The following is an 11589-nucleotide window of genomic DNA, read 5'->3' as shown; positions in this document are numbered from 1 at the left end:
AAATTTAAGGAATGGTTTGATTGAATTTGTTGAACCTTGCCTTACGGTGGAGCGGTTGAGGGAGACGGTGATGAAGGATCTGGTGATCGAAAAGCAGCAGAAGGCGGAGATGATATCCGCCACCCGTGCATTTCTGGCCGAGGAACTGGACATCGACATCGGCGCACTTCAGGCCGAGATGCTGGTCGAACGGCTAGGAGAAATCCTTGGGCCGTTCTTTTATAATCAAGGCCTGCTGGATGCCCACGCCGCCATTCTGCGACGGATGGAAGATGCGGCAGCCGATATCGACGTGCTGGAACGGCATCCGCCGCGCCGGTAACGGGCCTCAGACACCCAAGACGTCGTTGCTGTTGATAATAGCGACGCCCTTGTCGCGCATGGTCGCGATGGCCTTTCGGATGCCTTCGGAGTCTATGCCGCGGCTTGCATCTTCGATGAAGCGGACCTTCACCTCGGGCAACATCTCCAGCGCGTCCAGCACGGAAAAGCTCACGCAATAATCCGTTGCCAGGCCGCAGACATCCAGCTGGGTGACGCCCTGCCGCTGCAAATAATCCGCAAGGCCGGTGGTGGCGAACTGGTCGTTGTCGCGGAAGGCCGAGTAGCTGTCGACTGCGGGATTTTCGCCTTTCTGCTGTACGTAATCAAAGGCCTCCGTGTTGAGGTCCGGGTGGAATTCGGCATCGGCTGTGTCTTGCACGCAGTGGTCTGGCCACATGACCTGCGGCTGGCCAGAGAGTTCGCCCATGTCGAAAGGCTGCTTGCCGGGGTGCTGGGAGGCGAAGCTGCCATGATTTGCCGGGTGCCAGTCCTGCGAGGCGACGATGAGGTCGTAGCCGCCATTATCGATCAGGGCGTTGGCGATGGGCACGACGTCATTACCCCCTGCCACGGCAAGGTTGCCACCAGGGCAAAAGCCGTTCTGGATGTCGATGAGTAGCAGCGCCTTCATGGTATTTCCTCCGAACGTGCCGTCAAGATGACAAGTGAGATGCCCGGAATCAAGCTAAAAGGCTGATATCGACGGCTTCGCAGTCCATTCTGCCGCAAGGTCGCCGCAATTGTAGCCAATTTTCGGCGAAGTCGGCATATAGGGGAGCGTTGTCGATGGGGAGAATCATTTAGTATCCATATCGAAATCTCTGGCGCGCCATTTTCATCGCTCTAGCCTCGCATTTTATTGCGTGGCAAAACGGTACCTGGCCCAGAGAAACGCATGCAAGCTTCAAAGAACTTCGATTTCAGGGGACTTGTAAAGACTTTGGTTACCATAATTCGGCATCCTTCGAACCAGTCAGCTCCGAGGCCTGCGTCGTTTTCGCAGAGTGCTCGTGGCGTTCACCCGACGACCGGATTTTTCCGGTCTTGCGTAACCAGTTCGAGTATCGAGTATCATGGCGTCACCTGTCGTGGCCTGTAAAGCAGCGCGCGCTCGCAGCGCTTCCCGCACAAAAAAGCCTGGAGCATCTGGCTTCAGCGGCCTCACCGCCATTCTGGGCGGCGGCGTTCTGGCTGGCGTCTGCGCCATCACGGCCTTCGCTTCGCTTCACGGCATGGCGCAGGCTTCCCACGGGGTAGGGCACTTCGACACCATGGTGGTGTCGGGTCTCGATCGCTTTGGAAACGCAACGACCGATGCCGTTGCGCGCAACGTTCACATCCGCAAATTCTCCCGCCTTTCGGAAAACGGACAGGGTAGCCAGAAGGGCATCCGTCTCGCGGCCGAACATCACATTGGTGCCAAGGCCTTTGCCGACCGTTTCGGTGCTGGCACTGCGCTGGACGCGAAGGGCAGGGCGACAGCCGAGGCGCTGGCCGCACTGCGCCCATCGGCAATCGTCGATTCTGCGCTGGGTCGTTCCGATGAAAACCCGGAACTCGCCATGCTGGAAACGCAGGCGAAAGAACATCCCGCATTCGAAGTCGCGCTCGGCAAGCCGCAGACGACTGCCGACGCCGAAATCGATCTGTTGCCGGAAACAGTTCCGTTGCCGAGCTTCCGTCCGAAAATGTCTGACGCCGCGGATGTGGAGCCAACCCCGCGCCCTGCAAGTCCGGCATTGGCGGAAAAGCAGCTTGCTGCTGCCCCCGTTCCGACCCGCACGCCTGCACCGGCGGCGCCTGCCACCAATACAATGGTCGCCTTCGCGCGGCCTGATAATCCGATGCGCGAGACCAAGATGGATGCCGTGCCGTGGCCAGACCGTGGCAATGGCACCGCCATCTACGATATCTCCGCTGGCGTGGTGCACATGCCGGGCGGTGAGAAGCTGGAAGCGCATTCCGGTATCGGCAAGATGCGCGACAATCCAGACTTCGTGCATGTGAAAATGCGCGGTGCCACGCCACCATCCAGCTACCGCCTGACGATGCGCGAATCGCTGTTCCACGGCGTCGAGGCCATTCGTCTGACACCGGAAAACGGCATCAAGCCGCATGGTCGCGATGGCCTTCTGGCCCACACCTACATGCTGGCACGTCGCGGTGAATCCAACGGCTGCGTGGTGTTCAAGGATTACACCCGCTTCCTGGCAGCGTTCAAGCGGGGCGAGGTCAAGCGCATCGTGGTCGTGCCAAAGCTTTCCGGTCGTCCCGCAATGACGGCAAGTGGCTCCAAGAGCGGCGGAAAAACGCTGTTTGGCATGTTCTCTCGCAGCACAGACAGCTGACGCAAGTTATTTGCGCCGTTGCGTCAGCGCCATTCCCGCCAGGATCAGCAGGATGCCAAGCAGGCTCGCCCATAGTTTTGGTGGCTGGTCGCTGAAAAGATCCAGTACGACGCCTGACACCATCTGACCGCTGATGACCAGAAGTGCCGTGTTGATGGCGCCGATACGCGGAATGAGCCAACTGCCCGAGGCAATGAAAACGACCCCGATCGGTCCACCGATGAAGGCGTACCACGGCGCATCCGCTGCACCCGCAGGCACCAATCCGCCAAGCCCCAGACCCAGCACCGTCAGCACCACAAAGCCGACGATATGGTTCCAGAACGACGCAATCAGCGGCGAATTGGACAGGCTGAGGCGACCATTGATCTGGCGGCTGAGCGAAACGAAAACGCCGCCTGCAATGGCCATGGCAATCCAGAGCGTCATGCGGCTCTCCCAACCAGAATAATAAGCGCGCTTCCTCCTAAGATGAGCGCGATGGCGCTGATATCACGCAGATCAGGTCGGCGCTTCGGCAGGCCGAACATGCCCCAGAGATCGGCAGCTAGACTGAAGATGACCTGACCGCCCAGACCAAGCGCGATAGTGCCTGAAAGCGCTAGCGGCGAATTGACTGCTGTGGATGTCAGCATCACGATGGCAGCACCAAAGACGCCGCCAAAATAGGCCCAGAGCGGTGCCTTAGGCTTTTGAACTTTCTCGCCTGCAGGTTTTCGGTAGAGCAGGGCAAGATATATCAGCGCCGCGACCGTGCCGGTGCCATGCGCTGTCCAAGAGGAAAACAGCGCGTTGCCGAAATGGGCGAGCATGCCGTTGAAGTGCACCATCAGCGTCAAAAGACCGCCACTGGCAAAGGCCGCCGCAAGGTGCAGCGGGTTGGAACGCATGGGTGTGCTGTTGTTCATGATCGACCAAATACTTAAGGCGGCAGGGCAGCCTTGTAGCGTTTCCAGTGAGAGCGAAACCTTCTAGCCGATGTGGTAGTGATGCAAAATCGAATTTCGCTGATGGATGGTCATGACAGGATTTTATCGGAACCAATCCGGCATCCAGCGGGTTATCTGGCCATGAAAAAAACGACCCGCAAACCACTGAACCGCATGACTCTTTTCGTCATCTCGATCTTCATTCTGGCAATCATCGTCGCCGCCATTTATCTCCTTGGCTTTACGCCAGGTGAGACGCCGATAGCACAATAATTTCAGGCCTTTATGGTCATAGCAAGCGCATCGCATGGATTGCAAGCGCTTGCTTTCGCGTGTCGATTTTCAAGGACTTTCAGCCGATTAGGCAGATTTGTCCGACCGCTCCACGAACCCATCCAGCACCTTTTTCTGTCCGGCACGGTCGAAGTCGATGGTCAGTTTGTTACCCTCGACGCTTGCGACATTGCCGTTTCCGAATTTGAGGTGAAAAACGCGGTCGCCGACGGAGAATTTGGACGGTGTGTCGGCAACGGATTTTGCGACGAGTTCGCCGTCTATCGTGCGCGTTTTAGGACCGCTTTCTCCGTAGCCTATGCGCTCTACCGAGTGGCCGGAGCGAGTACCCCAATTGTCACGGGTGGCGTCGGATTTGTTGGCTTGGGCACGTTTCCAGCCGGGTGTGGAATAATTATTGGTGAAAGGATCGGCCTTATCGAAGCGCGACTGGCCGTAACCGCCACGCCCGCCGTAGCCACCGTAGCTGGTTTCCGACGCCGAAACTTCGACGTGAGACGGAGGCAACTCATCCAGAAAACGGGATGGCAGGGTGGATTGCCACAGACCGTGAATGCGACGGTTGGATACGAACCAGATATGGCAGCGGCGCTTTGCGCGGGTGATACCGACATAGGCGAGGCGACGTTCTTCTTCCAGCCCGGAGCGACCACCTTCATCGAGGGAACGCTGATGCGGAAAAAGACCTTCCTCCCAGCCGGGCAGGAAGACTGTTTCGAATTCCAGACCCTTTGCCGAGTGCAGCGTCATGATTGAGACTGCATCGAGCTCTGCGTTTTGTTCGGCATCCATGACCAGCGCGACGTGTTCCAGAAAGCCGCGCATGCTTTCATAGGCTTCCATGGAGCGGATGAGTTCCTTCAGGTTTTCAAGCCTGCCGGGTCCTTCAGCGGTTTTATCCGCCTGCCACATGGCCGTGTAGCCGCTCTCATCGAGGATTTGTTCGGCCAGAACCGTGTGGTCGGTGTTTTCCAGCAGGCCCTGCCAGCGCCGGAAATCCTGCACCACATCGAACAGCGCCTTGCGCGCCTTCGGCTTCAGCTCATCGGTTTCGATGATGTCGGCGGCAGCGGCCAGCATAGGAATGTCGCGCGCACGGGCATAATCATGCAGGTTGCGCACCGTTGTGTCGCCAAGGCCTCGTTTTGGCGTATTGATGATGCGCTCGAACGCCAGATCGTCAGCCGACTGGCAGACGAGGCGGAAATAGGCGAGGGCATCGCGGATTTCGAGGCGTTCATAGAATCGCGGGCCGCCGATGACGCGATAGTTCAGGCCAAGGGTTACGAAGCGGTCTTCGAATTCGCGCATCTGGAACGAAGCGCGCACAAGGATGGCCATGTTGTTCAGCGGGTGCTTGATGCGCTGTAACTGCTCGATTTCCTCGCCGACAGCGCGGGCTTCCTCTTCCGAATCCCAGGCGGCATGCACCACGACCTTTTCGTCGTTCGGATCGACACGGTCTGTGAACAGCGTCTTGCCGAGACGGCCTTCATTGTGCGCGATCAGATGACCGGCGGCACCGAGAATGTGTTCGGTGGAGCGATAGTTGCGCTCCAGCTTGATGACCTTGGCACCGACGAAATCCTTGTCGAAGCGCAGGATGTTGTCCACCTCCGCGCCGCGCCAGCCATAGATAGACTGGTCATCGTCACCCACGCAGCAGACATTCTGCGGCTCGCCCTTTGGGCGCTGGGCCAGCAGGCGAAGCCACATATATTGGCAGGTGTTGGTGTCCTGATACTCGTCCACCAGAATGTAGCGGAATTTCTGATGATACTCCTTGAGAATATCGGGATGCTTGCGGAAAATCGTGATCGGGTGCAGCAGCAGATCGCCGAAGTCGCAGGCGTTCAGCGTCTTCAGTCGAGCCTGATAGGCGGCGTAAAGCTCACGACCCTTGCCGTTTGCAAAAGCGCGGCTGTCACCTTCCGGGATTTCCGGCGGCGTCAGGCCCTTGTTTTTCCAGCCATCGATCATGCCTGCGAACTGCTTGGCGGGCCAGCGCTTATCATCAAGACCCTCGGCCTGAATGAGCTGCTTGATCAACCGCACCACATCGTCGGTGTCGAGAATGGTAAAGTCCGACTTGAGGCCCATCATCTCCGCATGGCGGCGCAACAGTTTGACGCCGATGGAGTGGAAGGTGCCGAGCCACGGCATGCCTTCGACGGCACCGCCGACGAGAACGCCGATACGTTCCTTCATCTCGCGTGCGGCCTTGTTGGTGAAGGTCACGGCAAGAATCTGGCTGGGGTAGACACGGCCCGTTGCGAGAATATGGGCGATACGGGTCGTCAGCACCCGCGTCTTGCCGGTTCCTGCACCTGCCAGAACCAGAACCGGGCCTTCTAGAGTTTCGACGGCCTCGCGCTGTTCCGGGTTCAGACCTGCCAGATAATCCGGCGCAGAACGAGACTTGTCGCGGGCTGCCATGGCCTGCGCAGCAATGCCCAAACCGCCTGCGGCGGGTGGGGCTGCGGGCTGGCGGCGTGGCTCTGAAGGTTCTTCATCGAAGAACGGCATATCGTCGAAACTATTGCTCATGCGGCCCAATGTAGTGATTCGGGGCGGAAAGGCCATAACCGTGTTCTGCTTTTATTCCGCTTTTCAGCATCAAAACGCCTATTGCGGGGCATTTTTACAGGGGTTTCTGGTCCGCATCGAAGGCCGCGTCTACGGGAAGTTGTAGTGCGGTCGCCAACTGGTTGGTCTTGGCGGCGAGCGAGATGACGCGCAACAAATCGGCATGCTGCTCCGTCGTCATGCCCTTCGCCTGCGCTGCTGCCGTGTGGGAATGGGCGCAGTAGGAGCAGCCATTGGTGACGGATACGGCTATGTAGAGCATTTCCTTGACGACAGGATCGAGCGCCGAGGGCGTGGCCATGACGGCTTTGACTTCAGCCCACGTCTTTTCCAGAAGATCGGGATCGAAGGCGAGATAGAGCCACATATTGTTGATGAAATCGGATTTTCGCGTTGTGCGGATATCGTCGAACACCGCTTTGACACGCGGGTCGGCTTCCGGGTTTCGTGCTTTTGAAACGGTACTCATCGTGGCTCCTCCTCCAACGTGTGATCGCGCCCGGCGAAACTTTGCGCGACGCTGGCAACCAAGTACAGGCTATATTATTATTACCCATGTGTTCGTGCTGTTTTAGAAAACGTCGCAAATTACAATTATGTAAGAAACGGATTTGTGCGTTGCGTTGTTTTTGGCAAGCAAACATACTGCCGCGCAATCTATAAGCGGCCGCAATCCATGCAAATGAAGCGGTTACGAGTATCAATTCGGAGACGTGTATGCAGGTTTGGAAGCAGGTTGGTGTCAGTCTTGCTGTGGTCGGTGCTGGTGTCTGTCTATGGGCATACATGTCCGCAGACGGCAGGATCATGCTTTCCAAAGCGGGGCTGATCAGTGCCGAACAACCTGCAGCTCAAACTGCCGGTGCTGCTTCCGCTGGCGGTGGTCAAAGAGGGCAGGGCGGCGGAAGAGGCAACAGCGCAACGCTGGTGTCCATCGCACCCGTCAAGACCGGTACCGTCAACGACCGCATGAACGCCATTGGCAATGGCGAGGCCATCCAGTCCGTGGTGGTCACTCCGCAGGCATCCGGTCTGATTTCGGAAATCCTCGTATCATCTGGCCAGAGCGTCAAAAAGGGCGATGTGCTGGCAAGGTTGGACGATGACGAGCAACTGATCGAACGAGAAAAGGCGCAGGTTTCCCTGCGCAGTGCTGTCGAGAAATCGACCTCCTACCGCAACCTGCGTTCCGTTGCCCGGCTGGATGTGCTGGATGCGCAGATTGCCGAAGAGGCAGCGAAGCTTGCGGTCAGCACTGCTGAGCTGAATTTCAAGCGCCGCAATATCGTGGCCCCGATCGATGGCATCGCCGGTATCGTCGCCATCAATGTGGGTGATAACGCCACGACGCAGACCAGCATCGTCAGCATAGACGACCGCTCGAAAATCCTCGTCAATTTCTGGGCGCCCGAACGTTTCACGACGGCCATCAAGATTGGCATGCCGGTGGAGGCGACGTCGATTTCGCGTCCTGGCGAAACCTTCAAAGGCAAGGTCGAAGCCGTGGATAACCGCGTCGATGAGGCGAGCCGTACCGTCCGCGTCCGGGCCGTGTTCGACAATGCCAATGACGATCTGCGCGCAGGCATGTCTTTTGCCGTGACGATGGGCTTTACCGGTGAAAACTTCCCCTCCGTCGATCCCCTGGCCGTTCAGTGGGATGGCGAAGGCTCCTATGTGTGGCGCGTGAAGGATGACAAATCGCACAAGGTTCGTGTTCAGGTCGTTCAGCGCAACCCGGATTCCGTGCTGGTAAAGGCCGAGTTGGCGCAGGATGATCCTGTCGTCATCGAAGGCTTGCAGCGCGTGCGCGAGGGCGGAACGGTTCGTACCGCCGGTCAGAAGAAAGCACCGGAGGTCGCCAGCCGATGACAGCGCAGACGCCGCCGAGCGGAACCGATTCCAAACTGGCTTTCACGGCTCTCTTCGTCCGACGCCCCATTCTGGCTGCCGTCATCAATACGCTTCTGGTTGTCGCCGGTCTGGCCGCACTGGTGGGCGTAGATGTGCGCGAATTGCCGGATGTCGACCGCCCCGTAATCACGGTGCGTACGACCTATGACGGTGCATCGCCGCAGACCATCGACCAGGAAGTGACGCAGACCATCGAGGGCGCGGTAGCCCGCGTCAGCGGTGTGAAGACCATTTCCTCCGCCTCGCAATTCGGCACCAGCCGCGTGACGATGGAATTCAACGACACCGTCGATATCGCCGTTGCGTCCAACGATGTGCGCGATGCCATTGGCCGCATCACCAACCAGATGCCTGACGATGCCGACGAGCCGCAGATCATCAAGGCCGATTCCGACAGCCAGCCGATCATGCGACTGGCCGTGACGTCCTCCAGTCTCAGCATGGAAGACCTGACCAAGCTTGTAGACGATGAAATCATCGACCGTCTGGCCGCCGTGGATGGCGTGGCCGACGTGGAGCTTTACGGCGACCAGGAAAAGGTTTTCCGCATCGATCTCGATCAGGGCGCGCTCGCCAGCCGCGGGTTGACCGTCACCGATGTGTCGAATGCGCTTGGCACTGCGGCGCTGGACGTTCCGGCGGGTTCTCTGAAAAGTTCGACGCAGGATATCGTCGTGCGCGCTACAGCCAGCTTGACCACGCCTGCGGAATTCGAGAATCTCATCGTCAAGGACCGCGTGCGTCTGCGCGATGTTGCCAGCGTTATGCTGGGTGCGGATGATGAAACCACCTCGCTGCGCTCCAACGGCGTGCAGGGTGTGGGCCTGGGCGTTATCCGTCAGGCGCAATCCAATACGCTCAACATCTCGACGGGTGTGAAGGCCGCCGTGGCTGCGATGGCACCCAACCTTCCAGAAAACACTCGCATCGTTATCACCAGCGACGACGCGGTGTTCATCGAAGGTGCGTTGCACGAGGTGCAGCTCGCGCTCGGTCTTTCCGCACTGATCGTTGTCGTGGTGCTGTATCTGTTCTTCCGCGATTGGCGTGCGACGCTCATTCCGGCCATTACCATGCCGGTCGCGCTGATTGGTACCATCGTCGCGATCTACATGGTCGGCTTCTCGATCAATATTCTGACGCTTCTCGCCATCGTTCTGGCCACTGGTCTGGTGGTGGATGACGCCATCGTGGTGCTCGAAAACATCGTACGACGCAGAGCGGAAGGCATGGGGCCGCGCGCTGCTGCCGTGCTTGGCACGCAGGAAGTGTTCTTCGCCGTTATCGCGACGACAGCAACGCTGGCCGCCGTGTTCATTCCGCTGTCCTTCCTGCCCGGTCAGTTGGGTGGTCTTTTCAGAGAATTCGGCTTCGTGCTGGCCTTTGCCGTCGGTCTGTCTTCCATCGTTGCGCTGACCCTTTGCCCAATGCTGGCATCGCGCATGCTGAAAAACGGCGTACAGGAACAGACCGGGCCGCTGGCGTGGTTCGGCAACCTGTTTGCCTCCACCTATAAGAGTTCGCTTTCCGCCTGCCTCAACAACCCGCTGATCGTCGTCATCGTCGCAGTTGCTTTTGCCGGGGTGTCCTGGGCCGCGTTCGGCATGGTACAGAACGAGCTGACGCCGCGCGAAGACCGTTCGTCGGTGATGATGCGCGTGACTGCGCCGCAGGGCGTGAGCCTTGAATATACGCGCGACCAGTTGCAGCGGATCGAGGAAAATTTGCAGCCACTGCGTGACAGTGGCGAGATCCAGAATATCTATTCTATCACCGGCATGAACGGTTCGTCCAACACAGGCTTCGTGGTGCTGACGCTGGCACCGTGGGCCGACCGGGAGCGGACCCAGAACCAGATTGCGCAGGACGTCAACGCGGCCGCGCAGACGGTGCCGGGTCTGCGTGCCACAGCATCGCAGCCTAACAGCCTTCGCATTCGTGGCGCTGGCAATGGTCTGAGCATGGCGATGATCGGCACCAATTATCAGGCGCTGACGGAATCCACGCAGAAGCTTCTGCTGGCCATGGAAGAAAGCGGCCTGTTCGATACGCCGCGTTTCGATAACGAGCCGAACCAGGCGCAATTGTCCGTTTCCATCGACCGCGAGCGGGCATCCGATCTCGGCATCGATATCACCGGCCTTTCGACCGCCATGCAATCGCTGCTGGAAGGCCGTTCCGTGCTGGATGTGTTCGTGGATGGCGATGCGGTTCCCGTGCGCCTTCTTTCCTCGACGCGCCCGATCAACGATCCAACCGATCTCGAAAACATCTTCCTCAAGGCCAAAGACGGTCGCATGGTGCCGATGTCGGTCATAGCATCGCTGAAGGAGACGGCTGTTGCGCCGCAGCTCAATCGTGAGCAGCAGCTACCCTCCGTCGGCTTTACCGCGAACCTTCGCGAAGGTGTTTCGCTGGGCGATGCCGTGGCCAAGGTCAATGAACTGGCCGGGTCCATCATGCCGTCGGGCGCGCGTCTTCTGCCTCTGGGCGAAGCTGCGACCTTGCAGGAAAATTCGAGCGGCATGGTGCTGACCTTCGGCTTTGCCATCGCCATCATCTTCCTTGTGCTGGCCGCACAGTTTGAAAGTGTGCTGAGCTCCGTCATCATCATGTCGACGGTGCCGTTGGGCTTGGCCTGCGCCGTCATTGCGCTGCTGGTCACCGGCTCCAGCCTCAACGTCTATAGCCAGATCGGCCTCGTGTTGCTGGTGGGCGTCATGGCGAAGAACGGCATTCTGATCGTTGAGTTCGCCAACCATCTGCGCGATCAGGGTGCAAGCGTTCGCGAAGCCATCGAAAAGGCATGCAGCATTCGCCTTCGCCCTGTCATGATGACGATGATCGCCACCATTCTTGGTGGCGTTCCACTGGTTCTGGCGCAGGGTGCAGGCGCGGAAGCCCGTATCGCGCTGGGCTGGGTCATCGTCGGCGGTCTTGGCTTTGCAACGCTGATCACGCTTTACATCACCCCGGTCTCCTACCTGCTGATCGCGCGGTTTGCCAAGCCGCAGGCGGATGCAGACGTGCGTCTTCACCGCGAGCTGGAAACGGCCATCCGCCGCCGGGCGATCGAGGAAGACAAGCCGCTTCTGGCCGCGGAATAATGTGCCAGCACTGGCGCCCATCTCGAAACGGCTGTGCTGGACAAAGCTAAAGACCTGTCACATACCAGCCGGACTTGCCCTTGAGGG

10 protein-coding genes are annotated in these 11589 nt (G+C 58.9%); 5 read left to right on the top strand and 5 right to left on the bottom strand.

The window, feature by feature from the left end; all coding sequences use genetic code 11:
• The first annotated feature begins 70 nt into the window (after positions 1–70).
• Complete coding sequence (locus HRR99_RS09865; protein ID WP_233121466.1) at positions 71–322, top strand: DUF2164 domain-containing protein; 252 nt, start codon at positions 71–73, stop codon at positions 320–322.
• Between the two features lie 6 nt (positions 323–328).
• Here HRR99_RS09865 and pncA read toward each other — a convergent pair whose 3' ends face one another.
• Entirely contained in the window at positions 329–955 is a 627-nt protein-coding gene (gene pncA / locus HRR99_RS09860; protein ID WP_233121465.1) for a bifunctional nicotinamidase/pyrazinamidase, read from the bottom strand.
• Positions 956–1397: 442 nt separating this feature from the next.
• On the opposite strand from pncA, the gene HRR99_RS09855 reads away from it, so the two are divergent.
• The gene (locus HRR99_RS09855) at positions 1398–2672 is read left to right on the top strand and encodes a DUF2778 domain-containing protein (RefSeq protein WP_233121463.1); all 1275 of its coding nucleotides are present in this window, start codon (positions 1398–1400) and stop codon (positions 2670–2672) included.
• Positions 2673–2678: 6 nt separating this feature from the next.
• On the opposite strand, the gene HRR99_RS09850 is transcribed toward HRR99_RS09855, so the two are convergent.
• On the bottom strand, positions 2679–3101 hold the full coding sequence (locus tag HRR99_RS09850; protein ID WP_112498704.1) for a DMT family transporter: 423 nt from the start codon (positions 3099–3101) through the stop codon (positions 2679–2681).
• Positions 3098–3580: a DMT family transporter gene (locus tag HRR99_RS09845; RefSeq protein ID WP_233121462.1), complete on the bottom strand. Its 483-nt coding sequence runs from the start codon at positions 3578–3580 to the stop codon at positions 3098–3100. Before HRR99_RS09845 ends, HRR99_RS09850 begins: the two co-directional genes overlap by 4 nt.
• 162 nt (positions 3581–3742) lie before the next feature.
• On the opposite strand from HRR99_RS09845, the gene HRR99_RS23185 reads away from it, so the two are divergent.
• Complete coding sequence (locus HRR99_RS23185; protein WP_277877886.1) at positions 3743–3874, top strand: hypothetical protein; 132 nt, start codon at positions 3743–3745, stop codon at positions 3872–3874.
• A gap of 87 nt (positions 3875–3961) precedes the next feature.
• On the opposite strand, the gene HRR99_RS09840 is transcribed toward HRR99_RS23185, so the two are convergent.
• Both HRR99_RS09840 and HRR99_RS09835 read right to left on the bottom strand, forming a co-directional pair.
• On the bottom strand, positions 3962–6442 hold the full coding sequence (locus HRR99_RS09840) for an ATP-dependent helicase (protein WP_233121460.1): 2481 nt from the start codon (positions 6440–6442) through the stop codon (positions 3962–3964).
• 94 nt (positions 6443–6536) lie between these two features.
• The gene (locus HRR99_RS09835) at positions 6537–6950 is read right to left on the bottom strand and encodes a carboxymuconolactone decarboxylase family protein (protein WP_233121458.1); all 414 of its coding nucleotides are present in this window, start codon (positions 6948–6950) and stop codon (positions 6537–6539) included.
• Between the two features lie 248 nt (positions 6951–7198).
• Between HRR99_RS09835 and HRR99_RS09830 the strand changes: the two genes are divergently transcribed.
• Both HRR99_RS09830 and HRR99_RS09825 read left to right on the top strand, forming a co-directional pair.
• On the top strand, positions 7199–8353 hold the full coding sequence (locus HRR99_RS09830) for an efflux RND transporter periplasmic adaptor subunit (RefSeq protein WP_233121457.1): 1155 nt from the start codon (positions 7199–7201) through the stop codon (positions 8351–8353).
• A complete protein-coding gene (locus HRR99_RS09825; RefSeq protein ID WP_233121455.1) occupies positions 8350–11502 on the top strand; it encodes an efflux RND transporter permease subunit in 3153 nt (1050 codons plus the stop codon). Before HRR99_RS09830 ends, HRR99_RS09825 begins: the two co-directional genes overlap by 4 nt.
• The last annotated feature ends 87 nt before the right edge of the window (positions 11503–11589 follow it).

This window comes from Agrobacterium vaccinii (genome assembly GCF_021310995.1).
Classification (GTDB): Bacteria; Pseudomonadota; Alphaproteobacteria; order Rhizobiales; family Rhizobiaceae; genus Agrobacterium; species Agrobacterium vaccinii.
Note: the sequence above shows the minus strand (reverse complement) of the source record. Positions and strands in the feature narration are given on the sequence as shown.

Excerpts from the sequence above, each read along its gene's own strand:
- HRR99_RS09865 (WP_233121466.1), top strand. The coding sequence starts at position 71 with ATGAAGGATCTGGTGATCGAAAAGCAGCAGAAGGCGGAGATGATATCC.
- pncA (WP_233121465.1), bottom strand. The coding sequence starts at position 955 with ATGAAGGCGCTGCTACTCATCGACATCCAGAACGGCTTTTGCCCTGGT.
- HRR99_RS09855 (WP_233121463.1), top strand. The coding sequence starts at position 1,398 with ATGGCGTCACCTGTCGTGGCCTGTAAAGCAGCGCGCGCTCGCAGCGCT.
- HRR99_RS09850 (WP_112498704.1), bottom strand. The coding sequence starts at position 3,101 with ATGACGCTCTGGATTGCCATGGCCATTGCAGGCGGCGTTTTCGTTTCG.
- HRR99_RS09845 (WP_233121462.1), bottom strand. The coding sequence starts at position 3,580 with ATGAACAACAGCACACCCATGCGTTCCAACCCGCTGCACCTTGCGGCG.
- HRR99_RS23185 (WP_277877886.1), top strand. The coding sequence starts at position 3,743 with ATGAAAAAAACGACCCGCAAACCACTGAACCGCATGACTCTTTTCGTC.
- HRR99_RS09840 (WP_233121460.1), bottom strand. The coding sequence starts at position 6,442 with ATGAGCAATAGTTTCGACGATATGCCGTTCTTCGATGAAGAACCTTCA.
- HRR99_RS09835 (WP_233121458.1), bottom strand. The coding sequence starts at position 6,950 with ATGAGTACCGTTTCAAAAGCACGAAACCCGGAAGCCGACCCGCGTGTC.
- HRR99_RS09830 (WP_233121457.1), top strand. The coding sequence starts at position 7,199 with ATGCAGGTTTGGAAGCAGGTTGGTGTCAGTCTTGCTGTGGTCGGTGCT.
- HRR99_RS09825 (WP_233121455.1), top strand. The coding sequence starts at position 8,350 with ATGACAGCGCAGACGCCGCCGAGCGGAACCGATTCCAAACTGGCTTTC.